A 21,819-nucleotide genomic window follows, 5' to 3' on the forward strand; every position below is an offset into this window, starting at 1 on the left:
ATCCTGATTAGAGGGTGTTTGCTTCGGCGTCGGCAAGAGCGATCGCATCCGGGGTATCGCCGCGAAGTATGGCTATGCGCTTGATGAGCTCGGAAAGCCCCTGCAGGGCCAGCAGGCTGAAGCCGATCGGGATCAGGGCCCAGACCGGCCAGAGCACAAGGCCCCCCGTATTGTTGGAGACTTCTCCGCTCATGAACTTCGCGATGAGGACCGGCACGGATAGGTAGATCGTAATCAGGCAGAAGGGCAGGAGGAAAAGGACTGTCCCGAGCGTCTCGATCCACAATTGCGTGCGGCGCGACAGGTGACCATAGACGAGGTCGACCTTCACATGCTCGTTGTTGAGCAGCGTATAGGCGGCCGCGATCAGGAAGACGGCGGAGAACAGATACCACTGTGCCTCCAGCCATGCGTTTGAACTAAGATCGAACAGTTTGCGGGTGATGGCGTTGATCGCGCTGATCAGCACGTCCGCCAGAATCAGCCATGACACCGCCTTGCCCAGGAAACTGTTCATCGCGTCGATGACGCGAGACAGCGACAACAATCCCGACATGATACATTCCTCCCGATGGCCTGCTGCGTGGTGCAGCCAGCCGCCGGCGCAATGGGTAAGGTGAGCCCATCGCCGGAGCAAGGTGGAATATTAAGTAAATTCAATAGTATACCCAGAAGTGGGTAGACCGTCAGGCCAATCCGCTCTCGATGACGTAGCGGGTCAGGCCTGCCGTGGTGGTGATGCCGAGCTTCTTCTTGAGGTGCTTGCGATGGGTTTCCACCGTGGCGGCAGAAATGCCCAGGCTCTCGCCGATGTCCCGGTTGCTCTTTCCTGCGGCGAGCAGGCGCAGCACTTCCTTTTCCCGTGAAGTCAGTGGCGTCCCATCCCCGTCGGGGTTGCGCTCCATGAGAACATCGGAGACTCCCGTTGAAAAGTAGGTCTTGCCGCCCGCCACGGATTCGATCGCTGCAACGATCTCATCGGTCGCGACATCCTTGAGAATGTAGCCCCAAGCACCCCGCAGGATCGATCTCGAGATGTATTCGCGGCTGTCATGCATGGAGAGCATCAGGATGCGGATGCCGGGCAGCTTTTCCTTGAAGAGTTCGATCGCGTCGATCCCGTTTACATGCGGCATGTTGATATCCATCAGCACGACGTCGGGCCGGTCGCGAAGGGCGATTTCCAGCCCGGTGCGGGCAAGCCCAGCCGTGCCGGTCACGTCGATATGGCTGTAGGTTTCGAGCAGCGCCTTCAGGCCATCGAGCACCAGAGGATGGTTATCGATGAGCAGGATCTTGATAGGTATCGTGTCGCTCATGCTGCCTCTTGCCGGCTTTCCCGCACGCGATTGGCGGACTTGGGCAGCATCGCGGTCAGCCGCGTGCCCTCGGGCCCCGATTTGACCAGCAGCAATCCACCGAAATGCGCCACGCGCTCCTGCATGTTGCGCAGGCCGAGCCCTCCACGGCCCGCCGCCACAGAATTCTCCTCGAAACCGTTGCCGTTGTCGGAGATCGTCATTCTCACGCGGTCGTTCACGCTCTGAATTCTGATCTCCACCCGGCTCGCGCCTGCGTGCCGTTCGACGTTGTTGAGTGCCTCCTGGGTCACCCGGTAGAGCGCGGTGCTCGCCTCGGGCTTCAGTCGGTCCTTCCAGGCAGCCTCGAAATCCACTTCTATTCCCGTGCGTTCGGTGAAGTTGTGGCCGAGTGCCTCCAGCGCGGCCGTCAGCCCGAGATCGTCCAGAACGCGCGGTCTCAACTCGTGGGAAAGCCGCCGGACTTCCTTGATGGCGCCGTTCAGAGCCTCGATGCCGACGTCGATCGCATTCGAGGCGCCGTCGCTGCCGCTCCTTACCTGCCGGCTTGCGAGATCGATAGCATAGCGCACGCCAACGAGATTTTGCGAAATGCCATCGTGGAGTTCGCGGGCGAGCCGCGCACGCTCCTCTTCCTGCGTGTTGATGATGCGCTGGGCGAGCTGCTTGAGCTTACCATCGGCCATGCGCCGCTCGCGCAACGTGATCAGCATGCAGGTTGCGAACACAAGAAGCACGGCGGGCACGGCTATTAGCGTCACGATCAGGAAAGTCATGCGGATATTCTCGCGCAGATCTGCCTTGGCCGCGGCGGTCTGGGCGAATACGTCATCGAGATAGACGCCCGTCCCGATCATCCATTTCCATTTGTCGAGCCCCGCGGCGAAGGAAAGCTTGTCGGCAAGTTTGCCGGAGGAGGGCTTTTCCCATTTGTATTGATGAAGGCCGCCGCCTTCCTTCGCTTTGGCGATCAGATTGACGATGACCTGGTCGCCATTGGAATCGACGAGTTTCAGCCAGTTGCGCCCCGGGCGGAAGGCCTGGCGCGGGTGGACGAGGTTGTTTCCGTCATAGTCATAGACGAAGAAATACCCATCCTGGCCGTAGTCTAGGGCCTTGAGGATCGCCTTGACCTGCGCTTTGGCCGCTTCGTCCTCCGGGGCTGCCTTCGCATAAACCTCGTTGATGGCGGAAAGAGCAAGATTGGTGAGGTTGAGCAGTTCGGTTTCCTTTGCCTTCAACATGTTCTTTTCGAACGTGTCGATGCTGCTCTGCACAAGCGTGGTCGATTGCCAGGTGATGAAGGCGGTAATTGTGAGGATCGCGATAATCAATGGAACGATGGCGAGCGCCACGATCTGATGGCGAAGATGCACGTCTATCCTCCAGCTCCCGGGCCACTAGATGACGCGACCGCTCGAGGGGTCAGTTCAAGCGCACCACTCATCGATCGTGAATTCCGGTAAGGTTAGCATGTACCCCCGTGGCCGGCCATGCGTTTTGGGGCACGACTGGTAGCTTGCAATCGCTTTCGTCCATCGATAATCAACGCCCCGCCGCCCAAGCCTCCTTTGTGCTTTCCAACAAAGTCTTTGCCTAACCGCGAACGAACTCGTGTTGCATTTCCTTTTTTGCCGTACTCTGTCGGAGAGTTTGGCGCCAAGATTCACAATCAAGCGACGCAGCTCTGGCTCCTCGACCAGGCTCTGGACTTCCACCAAGGAAACCTCTCGGCGCTGCCGCTGGCCGTGAACTTTGTAATTCTTGACGACCTTTTCGGCCTTGACGGCATAGAACTCGACCATGTTAGGCGACGCGGCGCTCGCGGGTCTGCTTGGCATAGATAATCAATCGATCGGCTGTTTGTAGACATTCCCCTCTAATATAAGCCCCCTCTTGCTCGGCAACCTGGTGAGGCCCCTTGCTTTCCGTCGGCCAACCGCATGGCAGGATCCCGCCCGCAGGTGCGCCGCAGTCACGACGACATCTCATCGCCATCGGCCTCCTCGCTCTGGCGATAGAAGACCGCAGGAAATTGCTGCTTCGTTCGTTGCTAAACGACGCGCCGTCGGCTGGGAGCGTTATGAAGAGGCGGGCGACATTCCGTCTGAACTCTCTATGCGTGGATTGTTCGTTGTCTTGAATTGTCAGAGACCCGCGATACGGCGAAGGTCATCCTTGGCACCGGGCGCAGTTGCGAGAACCGGAGCACCGCACGTAAGGCGATCGCCTGCCGTTGGAAACTGGTGGTGCCAGCCACCAGCCTCCTTTACGAGGCAGTAGCCAGCCAGGCAATCCCACGAATGCATATAGGGCTCGTAATAGCCGACCAGCCGCCCGGCCGCGACATATGCGAGCATCAGCGCGCCCGAGCCATTGCGGATGAAGTTGCCGCCGGCGGTGAGCAGATCCTCGACCATTTTCGCCACGACCTGAGGAGTCACATGGTTGTTGGCCCCGATGCCCGTAACCGCATTTCGGATGTTGCGGCTCCCATCGAGCTTAAGCTGTTTGCCGTTGAGCGTCGCGCCCTTGCCTTCTGCCGCGGCATAGACCTCCTGATGGCATGGCGCGGCGATGACGCCGATGACCGGCACCTCGTCCTTTAGCAGGGCGATCGAGACGCACCAGTTCGGCATGCCGTTGACGAACGGGCTGGTGCCATCGATCGGATCTACCACCCAGGTCAGACCCGACGTGCCCGCCTGCAGTCCGAACTCCTCGCCCAGAAAACCGTCGTCGGGAAAATTCTCTACCACACGCTGGCGGATCAGGTTCTCGACGTCGCGATCCGCGATCGAGACAACGTCCTGCGGATCGCGCTTCTGTTCGATGACAAGCGTTTCGCGGCGATTGAAATAATCCAGCGCCAAAGCGCCGGCCTCGTCCGCCATGGCTCGGGCGAGCGCGAAGCGGCTGTCGATCTCAGGTGAAACAGGATTGGTCATTGGAAAACTTATCCTTTGAAATCAGGCGGAGATGAGTGCGATGCCGCGATCCCGGAAACCGATGGCAACGCGGGACGACGTTGCCAGCGATCGATCAACGGCAGGGTCGACGACGAACAGCGTGCCGGATCCTGTCGCCACTTCGTATTCGACGTGATCGCCGAGATAGGCGGAATGGGTGATGGTGCCCGAAAGCGGCGCGTCCTCGGCAGCATCGAGCGTGATGGCATTGGGTCGGACCGCAAGCTTCGCCGGTCCCGTCTGGCCGCCGCGGGCCGGAACGCGATGCTCGAGCCCCGCCACACGGATGAGGGCGCGATCACCGTCGAACGACAGCACCTCGCAATCGACGACGTTCGCCTCGCCCATGAAGTCGGCGATGAAGGCGGAGGCCGGCATGTCGTAGAGCTCGCGCGGCGTTCCGGCCTGGGCGATCTCGCCGTCCTTCATGATCACGACGCGGTCGGACACGGCCAGCGCCTCGTCCTGGTCGTGGGTCACATAGACGGCCGTGAAACCGAGGCGCTGCTGCAATTCTCGAATTTCCGTCCGGACGCGGCGGCGCAGGCGTGCATCAAGATTGGAAAGCGGCTCGTCGAGCAGCAACACCTGCGGCTCGAGCGCCAGCGCCCGGGCAACGGCAACACGCTGCTGCTGGCCGCCAGACAGTTCGGCAGGCAGCCGTTGGCCGAAGCCGCCGAGACCGACGAGCGACATGACCTCCTCCGCACGCTCGCGTGCTTCTTTCTTCTTCAAGCCCGAGGATTCGAGGCCATAGGCGACATTGTCAAGCGCATTCATATGCGGGAAGAGCGCATAGGACTGGAAGACCATCGAGACGTTGCGTTCGTTGGCCGGAAGCATGGTGACGTCCTTGCCGCCGATCAGGATGCGGCCCGCGGTGGGATGTTCCAGACCCGCCAGCATGCGCAGCGTCGTCGTCTTGCCACACCCCGAGGGGCCGAGCAGGGTCACGAGCTCACCTGGATTGATCGTGAGCGATAGATCCGGGATCGCCGTGAAGGACCCGAAGTTCTTGCGGACGTTCTCGAAGGTAACCGAGCCGGCCTTGGAACTGATCATCCGGTTTTCTCCTGAAGGGAAATGGGCAGACGATTGCGCGCCCCCGCCACGCGGGTTTCGCGTCGCAGACGCCGCTCGCCGATGAGATACTGGAAGCCCGCAATGATCGCGATCATCACGAAGATCAGCGTCGAGGAATAGGCGATGGCGACGCCGTATTCGCCATTCTCGACCAGGCCGACGATATAAGAGGTCGCCATGTTGTATTCGGCGCTGACGAGGAAGATGACGGCGCTGATCGAGGTGATGGCGCGGACGAAGGAATAGACGAGCGCTGCAGTGATCGCCGGTCGCAGCAGTGGCAGTACCACCTTGCGGATGGTGCGGAAGCTGTCGGCTCTCAATGTCAGGGAGGCCTCGTCAAGGCTCTTGTCGAGCTGGCTCATGGCCGCCACGCCGCTACGCACGCCGACCGGCATGTTGCGGAAGACGAAACAGGCGACGAGGATGAGCGCTGAGCCGGTCATTTCCAGCGGCGGTAGGTTGAAGGCCATGATGTAGCTGATGCCGATGACAGTGCCGGGAATGGCAAAGCTCATCATCAGAGCAAACTCGAAGAGTTCGCGTCCAGCGAATTTCTGCCTGACAATCAAATAGGCGGTGAGCAGGCCGACGACAGCCGTGAGCGGGGCTGAAATCAGCGCGATCTCCATCGTCGTCCAGAACGAGTTCCAGGCCACCCCCGTCCAGGCAATGCCGTTGTCTCCAAGGCTTACCGAGAAGGCCTTGATGTAGTGGGCAAGAGTCAACGAATTGTCGAGACCCCAGGTCTTCACGAAGCCGCCGAACAGGATCATGCAATAGATGACGAGGGTGAAGATCATCCAGGGGATCACCATCGCATGGACGGCGATGGAGACGGACTTCGGCAGTGCCGCATGCTGGCCGGAATCGCCCTTGCCGGTGACGGTCGCGAAGTTCTTGCCCGACAGCCAGAAACGCTGGGCGAGGAAGGCCGAGAGCGTGAAGACCAGCAGGATCATGGCGAGCACGGCGGCGCGCGTCGGATCGTTCTGCGAGCCGACGACTGCAAAGAAGATGTCGGTCGATAGCACGCCGTGGCTGCCGCCCAGGACCATAGGATTGCCGAAGTCCGCCATGCTCTCGATAAAACCAATCAGGAAAGCATTGGCGATACCGGGCTTCATGAGCGGCAGCGAGACATGCCAGAAGGTGCGCCAGCGGTCGGCGCGTAGCGTCTGCGATGCCTCCTCCATCGACGGGCTGACGCCTTCGACGACACCGATCAGCACGAGGAATGATATGGGCGTGAAGGACAGAATCTGTGCAATCCAGATGCCGGTGAGACCATAGAGCCAGCGGCCCGGCTCGATGCCGAAGACGGAGGAGAGCGTTTGGGTGACAACGCCCGAACGGCCGAAAAGCAGGATGAGCGCCAGGCCGACGACGAAGGGCGGGGTAATGATCGGCAGCACCGTGAGCAGCCGCATCCCCTTCTTGAACGGAAATCGCGTGCGGGTGGCCACCAGCGCGAAGGCGAGGCCCATAAGCGTCGAGCCGGTGGCCGCCATGATCGCCAGAAAGAGGGTGCGCCATGCAACGCCGCATCTGGCGCCGCCCACGACACAGTCGAGGCTCCAGATCGACGGGTCGACGATGTTCTTGGCGAACCCTTTCGCATTGAAGGAGCCATCGAAATCCTGGAAGGCGCCGATGAACATGCTGCCGATCGGATAAAAGACAAAGATCACCACGAGGAAGACCAGAATGGCGATCGAGGCGACGATGAAGGCGTCGCCCCGCAGCGCGCCGCGGTCGGCCAGACCGAAGGCGAAGACGAGAACAAAGGTGAGCGCAGCAACCACCGCGCCTGCGCCCATGGGCGACTGGCCATCGGAAAGCGTTCCAAGAAGGCTTTCCGTGATCGTCCATGTCCAGCCCGAAAAGCCGATCGCCAGCCCTTGGAGTGCGAGAAAGATGACTCCGGCGCCACCAATCCAGGCGAGCAACGTGCCGCGGCGGTGGTGGTCGTCGATGTAGCGCACGCCCATGCCTGCCAGCATCAGCAATGCTGCAACCCCCAGCCACCAGCGGCCGTGGGAGACGATCTGGAGAATGCCGGACGCGCTCGATGCATCGGCGGGAAAGCCACCGATCCAGCCAAGGCTGAAGAAGCCGCCATCGATGCGGTACCACGGCAGGACGAGGAAGGCGGCAATGCCGAGCGCGAGCACGATTGTCAGCCGGCGTCTGCTATTGTCCATGTCCAACCTCGATCAATCGAAAATGCCGGGCCGCGGGGAATGGCGCGACCCGGCGTGAAAGTCGAACGTCAGTTGGCGTTGGCACCCACTTCCGTATCCCAGCGCCCAAGCAGAGCCTTGCGCTTTTCGGGATCGCCATAGGTCTTGAAGTCGTAGTCGATCAGCTTGATGTCCTCGAATCTCGGTGATTCCCTCGGAATCTCGGCATTCTTGTTCGAAGGCAGCTGGAAGGACTTGGCATCTTTCATATGCGACTGCACGTCCGCCTTGAGCGCCCAGTCGTACCAGATCTTGGCATTCTCGAGGTTCTTCGCACCCTTGATGATCGACATCGAACCGATCTCGTAGCCGGTGCCCTCGCAGGGCGCGCCGACCGTGACGGGGAAGCCCTCCACCTTCTGCGCGACGGCGTCATGCATGAAGACGATGCCCAGCGCCGTCTCGCCGCGGGCGGCCGCCTTGACCGGCGCCGAGCCGGACTTGGTATATTGCGAGACATTGGCATTCAGCTTCTTGAGATAATCGAACGCCTGGTCCTCGCCCATGATCTGCACGAGCGTGGCGAGCGCCGTATAAGCCGTGCCTGAGGAGTTCGGATTGGCGATCTGGATCTCGCCCTTGAAGGACGCATCGAGCAGGTCGGCCCAGCACTTCGGTTCCTTCAGGTTCTTCTGCTTGAAGATGTCTGTGTTGAAACCCCAACCCAGCGCGCCGGCATAGACGCCCACCGTCTTGTAGCCGGAGCTTTCGGCCTGCTTCACGGCCCAGTCATTGAGTTCGCCGAGCATGGGCGACTTGTATTCCTGCGTCAGGTTCTCGCCCGCCGCTTGCAGATGCGGGTCGCCGGTGCCGGCCCACCAGATGTCGGTCTTCGGGTTGCGCGCTTCGGCACGGATCTTTGCATAGGTCTCACCCGATGACAGGCGCACCATATTGACCTTGATATCGTGCTCTTGCTGGAAACTGTTGGTCATTTGCTCGCAGATGACCACGTCGGCCGAGCAGATCAGATTGAGATCGCCCGCGGCCTGTGCCGAATAGGCAAAGAGTGAAGCACCTGCGGCCAGCCCGGCCACGATCCAGCTTTTCGAATTCATCCTATCCTCCTCGATGACCCGGCGTCTCCTCCGCCGTTCGCCTTTGCAAGCGTGTGCAAAAGTGACATGAGAGAAAACTGTGTGTCAATCGCTTTGTTCGTCATAAGATGCAATTGCGTGTTCATGGCCGTTGCACATCATTGCACATCTGTGCAAATGTCCATGCAACAGTTCGATCATGCGGAGCATCATGGGGAAGGTTTTCGTCAGCGCACAGGAAGTGGCGGAGCGAGCAGGCGTCTCCCGTTCGGCCGTTTCGCGAACCTTTACCCCTGGGGCGAGCGTATCTCCGGATACGCGGCGAAAAGTACTGGAAGCGGCCGACGCGCTTGGTTATCACGTCAATCATCTCGCGCGCGGCCTGATGCGCAACGAGAGCGGCATCGTCTGCCTCATCGTATCCGAAATCAGCACGCCGTATCGCTCGGTCCTGATACGAGCGATCACGCAACAATTGCAGCTGTCGGGCAAGGTCGCCATGCTCATCAACACCGATCTATCCGATGGCAGTGTCGATCTGGCACTCCGACAAGCGATCCGTTACCGCGCAGACGCCTCGATCATTCTTTCGGGACTTCCCGACAAACGCATTGCCCAGCTTTGCCTCAATAGCGGCCAGCGGTTGGTGCTGATCAACCGCGATGACGACCAGGAAGGTCCGCTTCGCATCAACCTCGACGACGCGGATGCCGCGCGCCGCATTGTTACGGCCTTCATCCGCGCCGGCTGCCGCCGGCTTGGCTTTGCCAACTCCGAGGCTGGTACTCCGAGCCTGATGGCGCGGGAGATCGGCTTCCTTTCAGCGGCAAAGGATATGGGATTGGAGGTTACCGTCGCGCGTTACGGCCATACCGGCTACGAGGCGGGTCGTGTGCTTGCTCAAAGGTTGCTGACGCTGCCGGATCGCCCCGATGCCGTATTTTGCGCGACGGACCTGATCGCATGCGGCTTTATGGATGCTGCCCGGCGGCAGTTCTCGATTTCGATTCCTGACCAGCTCTGTGTCGCCGGCTTTGACGATATCGAGCAGGCTTCGTGGGCATCGTACGATCTGACGACCTTTGCTCAGCCTGTCAACGAAATCGCATCCGCTGCGGTTGCGTGGCTTTTGAAGGAGGGTCCTGGCGAGGAGCGACTAGGACTTCATGCCGAGCTAAAGTGGCGGACTTCGATCCGAGGCGGCTAGTCAGAACTACGAAGCCTTCAGTATGGCCGCATACTGCCTCCGCAACCCCCTTCCATGTGCGCTTAGGGATGGCCCCCTACGGCAGGCGCCCACGACCAATATGTGATCGCGACGATGGCGACAGCCAGGTCGTTGGGCTGATTGGCCGCTCCCGCGGCACCCGAGCCGTGGCGAGCGATCAGTGGCGACATCGCCGACTTCGTCTGGCTGATGGCCACGCGATTCTGCGGATGGGTTGGTCCCCCCAAACTTGGTTCTATATCCCCGCGTTCGATCTCGACGACTGACGTGTATCGAAGCTCGGTGGCAGGTTCGAACCACAAGCCAACGCGCTTGGCATAGTGTTCGACGAACTGAATGTCCGTGGTTCAACGACCCGTGGCCTTGAGATATTCCATCGTCTCGGCATCGATTGGGAAGTAGCCGCTGTAAGTGCGTTAGCACTTGCCGCAGTGTTGATTCCGGCGCATTCTGGAGTTGGAGGACGCTTCGTGTCGAACATTGATCGGGCTTGGATAAGAGTATTCTTGTCGCCAGGTGGGCGAAGCTCTGCTTGTGAGATTTCCCGCGAGTCTCACGTAGGTGGCCGCACACGTCTCTGTCAACGTAGTGCCTGTACAGGACTAATCCTATGACCGAGGAGCCACCGATCATTATCGTTATTGATGATGATCCTGCGGTCCGCGAGGCGCTTGGCAGCCTGCTGCGATCCGTCGGCTTTAACGTGAAACTCCTTGCTTCGCTTGACGAATTCCCGATACCAACACGCCCGGAGGGGCCAACCTGCCTTGTGCTCGATGTTCGACTTCCGGGGCGAAGCGGACTTGATTTCCAGCGCGAATTGTCGTCGGCGAATATTCAACTCCCGATCATCTTCATCACCGGACATGGTGACATTCCAATGTCCGTCCAGGCGATGAAAGGGGGGGCGATCGAGTTCCTGCCGAAACCGTTTCGGGATCAGGACCTACTGGACGCCATTAATGTGGGCCTCGCGCGTGATCGCGTATGGCTCGAGAACGAAAAGGCCCGGGCGTCCCTGCGTACGCGTTTCGAGAGCCTGACGCCGCGAGAGCGTGAAGTGATGGCTCTGGTGGTGAGCGGACGACTTAACAAACAAATCGCCTTCGAGTTGGGCGTGAGCGAGATCACCGTGAAGGTCCACCGCGGCCAGGTCATGCACAAGATGTCCGCTGCATCCCTGCCTGAACTCGCGCTCATGGCGGAAAAGCTAAAACTTGTCCCGCGAAAGCCGCAAGCGCACTCGTAATCTTGGCGGCGCGTATAGGTCACCCCTTCCTTTTTGATAATGCATCCTTCCCTGTGGCCAATAGCTCATCAGGTGAACTCCTTCTATCTTTAAGGCTGTATCGTCCCGAGCGGCCCACCTGAGCCTCTCACCGCGGGAGGTCTCCAAGCGATATGGAGAAGTCGTGAGTCAGAGCGGAGTTAAGCAGACTGCTGATATCGAGGACTTCTCCCTCACACGGATTGAACTGGTGGGCCTGATACTGGCGGCCAACGGCTACCGTGCCCGGGAAATTGCTACGCGCCTCAGCGTCAGCGAAAGAGAGATGGAAACATTGCTCTTCTGTGCCGTGCGGAAGCTGGGCGCGAAGAACAGGCTACATGCGGTCACCATCGCTGTCAGCCAAGGCGTAATCGGAATCGAGGTATAGAGGTTTTCCTCGCAGGGCCGATTCCGGTCCGGGTGCCGCAGGCGCCTTTTTGGCGTTGACGTCGAGGTCCTCCTCCCGGCCGTTACGTCGCGAATGTTCGATGGCGGCGAACTTGCTGCGGCACCCAACAAGACAATGGCCCTCCGGCGCTTCTCACTCGGAGGGCTCTTTCTTTTGTCATCTGATGCTCTATCGGGCTGGTGAAAAGCCGAGCCTCGCAAGAACTATCCGCATGCGATATCGCCCGGAGCCAACGGGGCCCGGTTCAAAAAGCCAACAATCATATCCAAATGGTCGGTCCGCGTACGTGTCACGGCTGGGCAGCAAGTTCGCCATTGTCGCAATGTCATTAACCGAAGGTATAGCAGGGGGAAACCAGTGTATAGTTCTCGTTCATCTCTTCTGTCGCTAGTGTCTACTCGTTGCCAAAACTAGGCAAAGTAGCGATTTACCCCTCCGCTACCGACACGCTTCGGCCCCTCTTCCATCCGAAGCTCCGCGGGTCCCGTATCCGCCTGACCGTCCAGCCGCGCCGGGCGGCCATCTGTCAGCATGATACACCCAGGAACCGAAGGTGCTGCGCCCACGCTGGGACGCTCGGTCAGGGTGTGGTAGAAGCTCAGGGAGCGGATGAGGCTTATCGGAGGCGTGTTCGCCACTATTGATCGGGCGGAACTCCGGAACATCGGCGGCAGCTCCACCAAGACAAGTTTATAACTGGGCGGGCAAGAGCTTCTTCGTTACTCAGTGTTGGTGGAGATATTAGCTTGGAGGTCCTTTGGCAGGATGGTGATCGCGTATTTCACCGCGAAAGGCGCCGTGGCCCCGACGGCAAATGGAACCCAGCACTGGTCGTGCTTCCGGCCCAGGACCACCCATCGCCTTCGAGCCTAGAGCGCCTCGACCATGAATATGGCCTGAAGAATGAGCTGGATAGCGCATGGGCGGTGCGACCGTTGGAATTGGTGCGCGAGGGCGGACGGACCATGCTGGTGCTTGAAGATCCGGGCGGCGAACCGCTGGCCCGGCATCTCGGAACCCCCATGGAAACGGAACATTTTTTGCGGGTCGCGATCGGTATCGCTGCTGCCCTCGGCAAGACCCACCAGCGCGGCCTGATTCACAAGGACATCAAGCCGGCCAACATCCTCGTAAAAGACGCGAGCGACGTGCGGCTCACCGGCTTCGGCATAGCTTCGCGCCTCTCTCGAGAACGGCAGGCGCCCGAGCCACCCGAAGTGGTCGCTGGAACGCTAGCCTATATGGCCCCGGAGCAGACCGGGCGCATGAACCGCTCGATCGATTCCCGCAGCGACCTATATGCACTGGGCGTGACCCTCTATGAAATGCTGACCGGGAACTTGCCCTTCACCGCTGCTGACCCGATGGAACTGGTCCACTGCCACATTGCACGGCAGCCGATGCCGCCGCACGAGCAGGTGGCGGGTGTGGCGCCGGCGGTTTCGGCGATCGTCACGAAGCTGCTCGCCAAGACGGCTGAGGACCGATACCAGACGGCCTGCGGCGTCGAGCGCGATCTTGGCCGCTGTCTCAGTCAATGGAAAGGGGAGCGCCGCATTGATGCATTCCCGCTCGGCGAACATGACAGCCCGGACCGGCTGCAAATTCCCGAAAAACTCTATGGACGGGAGCGCGAGGTCGAAACCCTGGTGACGTCCTTCGACCGTGTTGTGTCGGGCGGGGCGCCGGAACTGGTGCTGGTCTCCGGCTATTCCGGCATCGGAAAGTCGGCGGTGGTCAATGAACTCCACAGCGTCCTGGTGCCACCGCGCGGGCTGTTCGCGTCCGGCAAGTTCGACCAGTACAAGCGCGACATCCCTTACGCGACCATCGCGCAGGCATTTCAGGGCCTGCTCAAGGCGCTCCTCGCGAAGAGCGAGGTCGATCTGGCACCGTGGCGCGAGGAACTGAGCAAGACGCTCGCCCCCAACGGACAACTCGTGGTGGACCTCGTCCCCGAGCTCAAGCTAATCATTGGCGATCAGCCGCCAGTGGATCAACTTCCGCCACAAGATGCGCAACGGCGGTTCCAGCTGGTGTTCCGGCAGTTCATAAGCGTCTTTGCGCGGCCCGAGCATCCGTTGGCGCTGTTCCTCGACGATCTCCAGTGGCTCGACGCGGCTACGCTCGATCTGCTGGTGGATCTGATGACCCATTCGGATATCCAACACCTCATGCTGATCGGTGCCTACCGGGACAACGAAGTCACCGCCGCCCATTCGCTCAGGCTCAAGGTCGACGCGATCGAGGCCGCTGGCGGCAAGGTCACGGAGATCAAGCTTGCCCCTCTCGGCCCAGAGCATCTCCAGGCGTTGGTCGCGGATGCGCTCCACAGCGAGCCCGAGCGCGCTACGCCGCTGGCACAACTGGTGCACGGCAAGACGGGCGGCAATCCCTTCTTCGCCATTCAATTCATGTCTTCGCTCGCCGACGAACGATTGCTCACCTTCGATCATCACGCGGCATGCTGGTCGTGGGATCTAGGTCGCATTCACGCAAAGGGATACACCGACAACGTCGTTGACCTGATGGTCGGCAAGCTCACGCGCCTGCCGCCCGGAACGTTGGCGGCGCTGCAGCAGTTCGCCTGTCTTGGAAACATCGCAGATACCGCCGTGCTTTCAATCGTCCTCGGGACCTCAGAGAAGCAGGGCCACGCGGCCCTATCGCCTGCCGTCGCTCTTGAACTGCTCGAGCGTCTGGCTGGCGCCTACCGGTTTGCCCACGACCGCGTTCAAGAAGCCGCCTACTCCATGATTCCGGAGGCGCGGCGGGGAGAGTTGCACCTACGCATAGGAAGACTGCTTGCGGCGAATACTGCGCCCGAGCTGATTGACGAACATGTTTTCGAGATTGTCAGCCAGCTCAATCGCGGAGCCGCACTGATCACCTCAACTGGGGAGCGCGAGCAACTGGCCGAGTTCAATCTGCTGGCCGGCAAGCGCGCCAAGGCCTCGACGGCATACGCCTCGGCGCTCAACTACTTTGTCGCCGGCGCGACACTGCTGCCGGAAGATGCCTGGGAGCGCCTGCATCAACTGGCCTTCGCACTTGAGCTGAACCGGGCCGAATGCGAGTTTCTCATTGGCGCGCTGGCGGACGCAGAGGCGCGGTTGGCACAGCTTTGCAATCATGCTGCATGCACCGACGATAAGGCCATCGTCGCCTGCCTGCGCATCGATCTCTATGCTGCGCTCGGCCAGACCAGCCGCTCCGCAGACGTCGGTCTCGATTATCTCAGGCAGCATCTCGGCATCGACTGGTCGCCGCATCCGCCCGACGAGGCGGTGCAGCGGGAATACGACCGGATCTGGTCGCAACTCGGGAACCGTACGATCGAGGAGCTCATCGATCTGCCATTGATGAGCGACCCGACGCTGGACATCCTCACCCGGCTCGTTGGTGCAGAATGGCATACCGACGCTAATCTGGCATGCATGGCAATATGCCTAGCTGTGAACATGAGCCTCGAGCGCGGCAACAGCGACGGCTCATGCTACCATTATGTGTCGCTTGGCTATATTGCCGGGCCGCGCTTCGGCGACTATGAGGCCGGCTTCCGGTTCGGTCAGCTCGGCTGCCAACTGGTCGAAAAGCACGACCTGAAGCGCTTCCACGCCAGGACTTTGAAAGACTTCGGAGCCCACGTCATACCATGGACGCGACATATTCGAACCGGCCGTGACATCTTGCGGCGCGCGCTTGAAATTGCCAACCAGAGCGGCGATCTCGCCTTTGCAGGATATAGCTACGCCAGTTTGAATTCAAACCTGTTGGCGGCGGGAGATCCGCTTGTTGAAGTGCAGCGCCAGGCGGAGATAGGCCTCGCATTTGCGCGGAATGTGCGGTTCCAGTTCGTCATGGATCTCGTCAGCGCGCAGCTCGGCCTCGTCCGGACGTTGCGCGGGTTGACTCGGAAGTTCGGCTCCTTCGACGACGATGAATTTGATGAACTTGAGATGGAACGCCGCCTCTCGGAGGATCCGAACCTGATTCTTGCGGAAAGCGGCTACTGCGTCAGAAAGCTCCAGGCACGGTTCTTCGCGGGCGACTATGAGGCAGCCGTCGAAGCATCATTGCGGGCGCAGCGGCTACCATGGACATCGGTGGCGCATTTCGAGGAAACGCCAGAGCACCATTTCTTCGGCGCCCTGGCGCGCGCCGCGTGCTGCAACTCGGCCACGGCTGACCAACGGGAGCGGCATGTCGAGGCTCTCGCCGCCCACTACCGGCAGCTTCTGATCTATGCGGAGAATTGCTCGGATAACTTCGAGAACCGTGCCGCGCTGGTCGGCGCCGAGATGGCGCGTATTGAAGGCCGCGAAATCGACGCCGAGCGGCTTTACGAACAAGCTATCCGCTCGGCGCGAGACAATGGCTTCATTCATCATGAAGCCCTCGCATATGAACTCGCCGCCCACTCCTATTCGGAAAGAGGCCTGGAAGATTTCAGCCGTCTCTATCTCAGCAACGCGCGTAATTGCTATCTGCGCTGGGGTGCGGACGGCAAGGTTCGGCAACTCGATGAACTCTATCCCCACCTAAGGGCGGAAGAACACGCTCCCGCTCCAAGGAGCACGATCGGAGCCTCGGTCGAGCAACTCGACCTCGCGACCGTGATAAAGATTTCCGAAGCCGTGTCGGGCGAGATCGTACTCGAAAAACTGATCGACACGCTGATGCGCACTGCGCTCAAGCATGCCGGCGCGGGACGGGGGGTGCTGCTCGTTGCACACAACGGGGAGCTCAAGGTCGAGGCGGTGGCCGAGACCACCGCCAGGGATGTCACCATGCGTCTGCGCCCTCCTGCCGGAAGCGTCCCCGTGCCCGAGGCGATCGTCAATTTCGTCGCGCGGACAAGTGAAGCCGTTATCCTGGACGACGCCTGCACCGAGAATGCCTGGTTCGACGAATATTTTCGCGACTTCAGGCCCCGGTCGGTGCTCGGTCTGCCACTCGTCAAGCAGGGCCGGCTGATCGCGCTGCTTTATCTCGAGAACAATCTGGCGCCGCGCGTCTTCACCCCGGCCCGGATCGCGGTGCTGAAACTGCTCGCCTCTCAAGCCGCCACTGCGCTGGAGAACACCCGGCTCTACGAAGATCTCGCCGGACGTGAAGCCAGAATTCGGCGCCTGGTTGATGCCAATATCATTGGGATCTTCATTTTTGGTCTCGACGGCCAGATTCTGGACGCCAACGACGCATTCCTCCGCATGATCGGCTACGATCGCCAGGATCTCGTCTCAGGCCGTATCCGCTGGACCGATCTGACGCCCGCGGACTGGCTTGACCGGGACACGAGGCAAAGGGTCCCTGAGCTGAAGGAGACCGGCCTCCTGCCGCCCTTCGAGAAGGAATATATTCGGAAGGACGGCAGCCGCGTGCCCGTACTGATCGGCGGAGCGAATTTCGAGGGGAACGAGGACGAAGGTGTCACCTTCGTGCTTGATATGACCGAGCGCAAGCGGGCGGAGGAGGCGCTGCAAAAGGCGCAGGCGGAGCTCGCGCATATCACGCGCGTGACGACGATTGGGGCCTTGACTTCGTCGGTCGCCCACGAAGTCAACCAGCCTCTAGCAGCCATTGTCACCAACGCCGATGCGGCTCTACACTGGCTCGCCGGTAAGCCGCCCGACCTCGACGAGGCACGCGAGGCGTTGGAGCGCATCGTGCGGGATGGACACCGGGCCGGCGAGGTGATCGGGAAGGTGCGTGCACTTCTCAAGAAGACACCCACTACCACCGGTCGCGTGGATCTGAATGGGCTGGTCAAAGACTCAACCACTCTTCTGCAAGGTGAGTTGCGCCGCCAGCTGATCATCCTAAGGACCGAGCTGGCAAACGATCTGCCATTGGTGATTGGCGACCATGTGCAGTTGCAGCAGGTGATCCTCAACCTGATGATGAATGGCATCGACGCCATGGCGGCTGTGACGGACCGACCGCGCGAACTGACGGTTTTGTCCCGGCTTGAAGGATCCGAGGCGGTGTTCGCCGTCAGGGACGTCGGCATCGGCCTGGACTGGCAGGCCGCGGAAAAAGCGTTCGAGCCATTTTACACCACGAAAGCCGAGGGTCTCGGAATGGGCCTGGCCATCTGTCGGTCGATTATCGAGTCACACAGCGGTCGGCTTTGGGCCGGCATGAATAGACCTCACGGAGCCGTATTTCAATTCACAGTGCCACTGCACGTCTAGACTTCAGCCCTTTGAAGCTCGCCGTAAGTATCGGTGCCACGCAACATGAACATTTGGCGGTCCGGCATACGCCTACCGATGACCTCCCGGACCTTATCCCGGCTTCATCGCTCTGGTGGCTTGACCCTTTGAATAGTTGGTGGCCGGAATTTTCGACAATGAACGCCAGTGGCGCCATATGCCACGTTGGTCACTGAGGCCGAGATCGGGCAGATGGCCACATCTCGGCTGTTTCGCAATCGAGGAAGGCGCCGGCATGGCCTTCTTCGACAGGCTCGCAGAATTGATCCGATGCGAGCCGGACGCCATGCCCAATACGGTTCGGCTGCCAGATCTCGAGTCTGCTGGGTTTGGCCTTGGTGACGGGACGCTCGCGCGTGGCAGGCAAGAGGGAAGCTATCAATATGCCCTGTTCCGGGACGGCTTAGCTTTTCTGGGCAATCCGCAACGTGGCCATCCTCGTGGCGTTCTGACCTGGGCTTCAAAAGAAGGAACGCCCATCGACGAATGGCCTGAGACCCTAACGAGCGCCGGATAATAGTCACCACTGCTCCGACCCGCTAATCCAATCGTGCTACGGTCAAGTACGATCAACTGCCCGATAGCCGAATAGCGGGGTCGACGGTTCGTATCCCTTCAACCGCCGCCAACGTTGATCGCAGTCAGGAAATTCGCGAGTACCGTTTCCTGAATTCCAAATTTGCGGGAGGCATTGCATTTGATTTCGAGCCCGATTTTGTAACAAAGGAAATCAGCTAGACATGGACGTCCCCAATAGCTAGTTCGCCTTCTTCGTCCCTCGTAGCCACGGCCGCTGCGATTAGAACCGCGTAGAATGTTGCGACGAAGCCAACAACGACATACCCCGGTAATGGACCAAGTGCAGCGTTGTTGACTGCCTCGAGGACCGAGGCCGTGAATTCTCGATGAGAGCTCTCGTCCTGTAGATTGGGCGTTGAGATTTTCAAAATCCAAGCAAGCAGCAGTATCAGCAAGATATGGATGTAGTTCCTTTGCAATCGACGAGCAAATGCGATACGCCTCGTGATGAGGAATTTTGGTGAGCGGAGGGTTTCGCCGAGAATAAGCAACCAATTGGAAGCAAAGTCCGGCTGAGGTGAGAAGATTTGCGCAAAGTAGTGCCGCTCGAACTGCCGTACGCGGCTACGATAAACATCAAAAAACCGATAGCGACGCGCCTCGATCCAGAGCAGAACAAGAATAATCAGCATCGCGAATATCAGCACGCCGTGATGCGAACTTGGCGTTGACAGCGAAACCGAAAGCATGGCGGCCGCGACCGTAAGCGCCCAGTTGGTTGTCCGGTCGAGCCGATCGCGCCAACCGGCCATGCGAGCGATCTCAGCGCGATGGAAATGTGACATCGTCGTTATGAATTCGGATGAGGTCAAGGTTGCGTCCGGGAGGCCGGGGCCGGGTATTGGGGTGGGTTCCGACATGGCTCATCTCCTTCACGCTGACCAAACCAACAAAAGCATAGGGACAGCCACAACGATAATAAGGAGTGATAGCGGCAGGCCCAGGCGCCAGTAATCTCCGAATCGATAACCACCAGGACCCATAACGAGGGTGTTGCACTGGTGGCCAATCGGCGTGAGGAAGTCACATCCGGCACCGATGGCGACCGCCATTAGGAAGGCGTCTGGCGCAAAGCCGAGTTTTTCGGCGAAAGTTGCGGCGATCGGCGCCATGACCAGCACAGTCGCGGCGTTGTTCAGGAATGGCGTGACGGCCATTGCGGCAATCAAAATCAGGGCGACGGCGCCGTACGGCGGCAGAACAGCTGCTGTGGTGGACAGCAGCCCAGCAATGACATCGGTCGTTCCTGTCGTGCGCAACGCATCACTGACTGGAATGAGGGCCGCGAGCATGATCAAGATGGGAGCATCAAGGTAACTGTAGACGTCACGCAATGGCATGGCACCCGTCGCGACGATCAGAAATGCCGCGGCAAAGAACGCAGCTGCCACCGGTACGCCGCCGAAGGCGGTACCTGCCATCGCCAGAGCCAGAATAAGGATCGGGATCAGACCGTTTCGCACGCTTCCAAGCCGGACATCACGCTGGACGAGGGGCAAGCAATCCCATTCCCTCAACAAGTCCGGGAGCAGCTGCAGGTGTCCTTGAAGGACCAGCACATCGCCGTTCCGAATTTTGATGTCGCCGAGCCGCTCCACGAAGCGTTGGCCGCGTCGGCTTAGAGCCAGAACGGTCAGGCCCGCGGTGTGAAGCAAATAGAGGTCTTTGGCACTATTTCCGATCAGCCGCGAGTTCTCGCCAACGATGGCTTCCACCGCGCCGGTCTCCGCCGTACTGGCAGGCTTGGCATCGCCTTGGGCCTTGAGCTTTAGCTTCCCCTGGCTCACTATTTTGTCGAGGGCTTCTTGCTCACCTTCGAGCAGGAGAGCATCCCCTAGCTTCAGTGTATTATCTGGAAGGGGTGCGCGCTTGTTACCGCCTTCCCCGATGATGGCAATGATCATCGCATTGCCACTTCCGAATTTCTGCAGTGCGCCGACCGATCCTGCTGCGGCGAGCGTTTGCTCGGTAACAACCGCCTCCGTCGTATAGTTCTTGATCGCCACCGCTTCGTGGAGCGCTCGGTCGGCACTGCTCCTCGCAGGAAGAAGCTTGTAACAGAACACGAGGAACAGGAGGCCGACGATGGTGAGAGCGGCACCAACCGGCGTGTAGTCGAACATGGTAAATGGCGCGCCGGTGATCTCCTCGCGCACGCGTGAGACGATGATATTCGGCGAGGTGCCGATCTGCGTCATCAGCCCACCCAGCAAGGAAGCAAATGACATCGGCATCAGGAACATCGACGGAGACACGTTCGACGCTCGGGCCATCTGCATGGCGACAGGAATCATGATCGCCAAGGCGCCGATATTCTTGACGAACGCTGACAGCACCGCCACAACCGCTACGAGGATAAGAAGCTGGGCTCGTGGTCCCCGCCGTTCAGGCTTCAGACCACGGAGTGCGACATCGGTGATACCTGAGCGCGAAATCGCGCCACTGATCACCAGGGCGCTGCCCACGATGATAACAATGTCATCTGCGAAACCCGAGAATGCCGCCTTTGGCGTCACCAGGCCTGCGACCAATGCGACGAGCAGCGCTGCAACCGCTACAAGGTCATAGCGGAAGCGGCCCCATATGAAGGCTGCCATCATCAATACGATCAGCGTAACGGCGAGCCATTGGTCAATGCGCATGGAGGGGTTCCCGGTTATCTGTCTAGAACGCGGAAGCCGTGCCAAAGGTGCAAAGCTCTGACGGCTACTTTTGAATTCCTTTTTGGGGGGTATCAGTTGGCCGAAGTGTGAACGCAGATTGCTGCCAACCAGCGTTGGAACTGTGCTGGACGATTATCTGGCCCAGCCCGATTGCGTAGGCATGCGGCCTCCGGTTGGATTCCCTTCAACTGCGCCAAATCCCGGAGCTGAATGAAGGAATTGTTTCTGCCTGGGAAATACCAGGGCTAAATGGCATAGCATCACGAGGCCCTCAAATAGGGCAGGCGTGTTTGAGCGACAGGCCGCCCAAACACAGCCAATTTCATTTCCGCACGGATGACGTGACGGACTCGATCACCTCGGTTGCCATCTTGAACTCCTTCTTACGGTTGCCGATGCCGTGGCGTCGAGCGATCCAGTCGAAGTCATTATAGGCGACGTTCACGGAACCGTCCTTCGCTTGGTAGACGAGCACCCGCACCGGCCAGTCGAGGCCGGAGGCCGGGTCGGCCGTGATGAAGGTGGTGCCGAGCGCCGGGTTGCCGAACAGGATCAGGCGGGAAGGCCTGACGGTATTGCCGGCGGCATTGCCTAGCTTGGCCTGGTCGATGTCGTCGAACAGCATGATGCCCTTCTCGGCGACGTCGGCTTTGATCATCTTGACCGTCTCGCTGACCGAATAGCGGCTCTTGAGCGTGACGACACCGTTGCGCTTGCCGGCGAGTGCGACACTGCCTGAGGTCGCGCCGAACGCGGCCGCCATCAGTAGGGTGAACGCTCGGGAAATCGCTCCTTGATATG

At 60.0% G+C, this 21,819-nt stretch carries 16 protein-coding genes; 5 read left to right on the forward strand and 11 right to left on the reverse strand.

The genetic code is table 11. From position 1 onward, the window contains the following. Positions 1 to 7: 7 nt before the first annotated feature. The 7 genes from AC2YI2_RS16620 to AC2YI2_RS16650 all read right to left on the reverse strand — a co-directional run bounded on the left by AC2YI2_RS16620 (position 8) and on the right by AC2YI2_RS16650 (position 8,672). Complete coding sequence (locus AC2YI2_RS16620; RefSeq protein ID WP_487387611.1) at positions 8 to 556, reverse strand: TRAP transporter small permease subunit; 549 nt, start codon at positions 554 to 556, stop codon at positions 8 to 10. Between the two features lie 130 nt (positions 557 to 686). Beyond that, positions 687 to 1,319, reverse strand: a complete 633-nt coding sequence (mctR, locus tag AC2YI2_RS16625) for a two-component system response regulator MctR (protein WP_487387612.1) — start codon at positions 1,317 to 1,319, stop codon at positions 687 to 689. After that, positions 1,316 to 2,695, reverse strand: coding sequence for a two-component system sensor histidine kinase MctS (gene mctS, locus AC2YI2_RS16630; RefSeq protein ID WP_487387613.1), 1,380 nt, complete (start codon positions 2,693 to 2,695; stop codon positions 1,316 to 1,318). The genes mctR and mctS overlap by 4 nt, the downstream gene beginning before the upstream one ends. Before the next feature lie 771 nt (positions 2,696 to 3,466). After that, positions 3,467 to 4,267, reverse strand: a complete 801-nt coding sequence (locus AC2YI2_RS16635; RefSeq protein ID WP_487387614.1) for an inositol monophosphatase family protein — start codon at positions 4,265 to 4,267, stop codon at positions 3,467 to 3,469. A gap of 21 nt (positions 4,268 to 4,288) precedes the next feature. Beyond that, a complete protein-coding gene (locus AC2YI2_RS16640) occupies positions 4,289 to 5,350 on the reverse strand; it encodes an ABC transporter ATP-binding protein (protein ID WP_487387615.1) in 1,062 nt (353 codons plus the stop codon). Beyond that, positions 5,347 to 7,575: an ABC transporter permease gene (locus AC2YI2_RS16645; RefSeq protein ID WP_487387616.1), complete on the reverse strand. Its 2,229-nt coding sequence runs from the start codon at positions 7,573 to 7,575 to the stop codon at positions 5,347 to 5,349. Before AC2YI2_RS16645 ends, AC2YI2_RS16640 begins: the two co-directional genes overlap by 4 nt. Positions 7,576 to 7,643: 68 nt before the next feature. Then, a complete protein-coding gene (locus AC2YI2_RS16650) occupies positions 7,644 to 8,672 on the reverse strand; it encodes an ABC transporter substrate-binding protein (RefSeq protein ID WP_487387617.1) in 1,029 nt (342 codons plus the stop codon). Between the two features lie 187 nt (positions 8,673 to 8,859). On the opposite strand from AC2YI2_RS16650, the gene AC2YI2_RS16655 reads away from it, so the two are divergent. Then, on the forward strand, positions 8,860 to 9,858 hold the full coding sequence (locus AC2YI2_RS16655) for a LacI family DNA-binding transcriptional regulator (RefSeq protein WP_487387847.1): 999 nt from the start codon (positions 8,860 to 8,862) through the stop codon (positions 9,856 to 9,858). Positions 9,859 to 9,920: 62 nt separating this feature from the next. Here the strand turns inward: AC2YI2_RS16655 and AC2YI2_RS16660 are convergent, their stop codons facing one another. Next, positions 9,921 to 10,217 (reverse strand): aconitase family protein, encoded by a 297-nt coding sequence (locus AC2YI2_RS16660; RefSeq protein WP_487387848.1) that lies wholly within the window; start codon positions 10,215 to 10,217, stop codon positions 9,921 to 9,923. Positions 10,218 to 10,489: 272 nt separating this feature from the next. On the opposite strand from AC2YI2_RS16660, the gene AC2YI2_RS16665 reads away from it, so the two are divergent. From AC2YI2_RS16665 to AC2YI2_RS16680, 4 genes are all read left to right on the forward strand, one after another. Continuing rightward, positions 10,490 to 11,128, forward strand: coding sequence for a response regulator transcription factor (locus tag AC2YI2_RS16665; protein WP_487387618.1), 639 nt, complete (start codon positions 10,490 to 10,492; stop codon positions 11,126 to 11,128). A gap of 163 nt (positions 11,129 to 11,291) precedes the next feature. Next, on the forward strand, positions 11,292 to 11,537 hold the full coding sequence (locus AC2YI2_RS16670) for a LuxR C-terminal-related transcriptional regulator (protein WP_487387619.1): 246 nt from the start codon (positions 11,292 to 11,294) through the stop codon (positions 11,535 to 11,537). Between the two features lie 767 nt (positions 11,538 to 12,304). Then, the gene (locus AC2YI2_RS16675; protein ID WP_487387620.1) at positions 12,305 to 17,755 is read left to right on the forward strand and encodes a trifunctional serine/threonine-protein kinase/ATP-binding protein/sensor histidine kinase; all 5,451 of its coding nucleotides are present in this window, start codon (positions 12,305 to 12,307) and stop codon (positions 17,753 to 17,755) included. Positions 17,756 to 18,011: 256 nt separating this feature from the next. Further along, complete coding sequence (locus tag AC2YI2_RS16680) at positions 18,012 to 18,293, forward strand: hypothetical protein (RefSeq protein ID WP_487387621.1); 282 nt, start codon at positions 18,012 to 18,014, stop codon at positions 18,291 to 18,293. A 217-nt stretch (positions 18,294 to 18,510) separates the two neighbouring features. Here AC2YI2_RS16680 and AC2YI2_RS16685 read toward each other — a convergent pair whose 3' ends face one another. The 3 genes from AC2YI2_RS16685 to AC2YI2_RS16695 form a co-directional block, all read right to left on the reverse strand. Further along, a complete protein-coding gene (locus AC2YI2_RS16685) occupies positions 18,511 to 19,215 on the reverse strand; it encodes a DUF2270 domain-containing protein (protein WP_487387622.1) in 705 nt (234 codons plus the stop codon). Between the two features lie 12 nt (positions 19,216 to 19,227). Next, a complete protein-coding gene (locus AC2YI2_RS16690; protein WP_487387623.1) occupies positions 19,228 to 20,997 on the reverse strand; it encodes an SLC13 family permease in 1,770 nt (589 codons plus the stop codon). 343 nt (positions 20,998 to 21,340) lie between these two features. Further along, complete coding sequence (locus AC2YI2_RS16695; RefSeq protein ID WP_487387849.1) at positions 21,341 to 21,781, reverse strand: DUF302 domain-containing protein; 441 nt, start codon at positions 21,779 to 21,781, stop codon at positions 21,341 to 21,343. Between the last annotated feature and the right edge of the window lie 38 nt (positions 21,782 to 21,819).

It is taken from the genome of Rhizobium sp. SRI_017 (assembly GCF_057586295.1).

Excerpts from the sequence above, each read along its gene's own strand:
- AC2YI2_RS16665 (WP_487387618.1), top strand. The coding sequence starts at position 10,490 with ATGACCGAGGAGCCACCGATCATTATCGTTATTGATGATGATCCTGCG.
- AC2YI2_RS16690 (WP_487387623.1), bottom strand. The coding sequence starts at position 20,997 with ATGCGCATTGACCAATGGCTCGCCGTTACGCTGATCGTATTGATGATG.
- AC2YI2_RS16640 (WP_487387615.1), bottom strand. The coding sequence starts at position 5,350 with ATGATCAGTTCCAAGGCCGGCTCGGTTACCTTCGAGAACGTCCGCAAG.
- AC2YI2_RS16680 (WP_487387621.1), top strand. The coding sequence starts at position 18,012 with ATGGCCTTCTTCGACAGGCTCGCAGAATTGATCCGATGCGAGCCGGAC.
- AC2YI2_RS16685 (WP_487387622.1), bottom strand. The coding sequence starts at position 19,215 with ATGTCGGAACCCACCCCAATACCCGGCCCCGGCCTCCCGGACGCAACC.
- AC2YI2_RS16620 (WP_487387611.1), bottom strand. The coding sequence starts at position 556 with ATGTCGGGATTGTTGTCGCTGTCTCGCGTCATCGACGCGATGAACAGT.
- AC2YI2_RS16695 (WP_487387849.1), bottom strand. The coding sequence starts at position 21,781 with ATGGCGGCCGCGTTCGGCGCGACCTCAGGCAGTGTCGCACTCGCCGGC.
- AC2YI2_RS16635 (WP_487387614.1), bottom strand. The coding sequence starts at position 4,267 with ATGACCAATCCTGTTTCACCTGAGATCGACAGCCGCTTCGCGCTCGCC.
- AC2YI2_RS16645 (WP_487387616.1), bottom strand. The coding sequence starts at position 7,575 with ATGGACAATAGCAGACGCCGGCTGACAATCGTGCTCGCGCTCGGCATT.
- mctR (WP_487387612.1), bottom strand. The coding sequence starts at position 1,319 with ATGAGCGACACGATACCTATCAAGATCCTGCTCATCGATAACCATCCT.
- AC2YI2_RS16650 (WP_487387617.1), bottom strand. The coding sequence starts at position 8,672 with ATGAATTCGAAAAGCTGGATCGTGGCCGGGCTGGCCGCAGGTGCTTCA.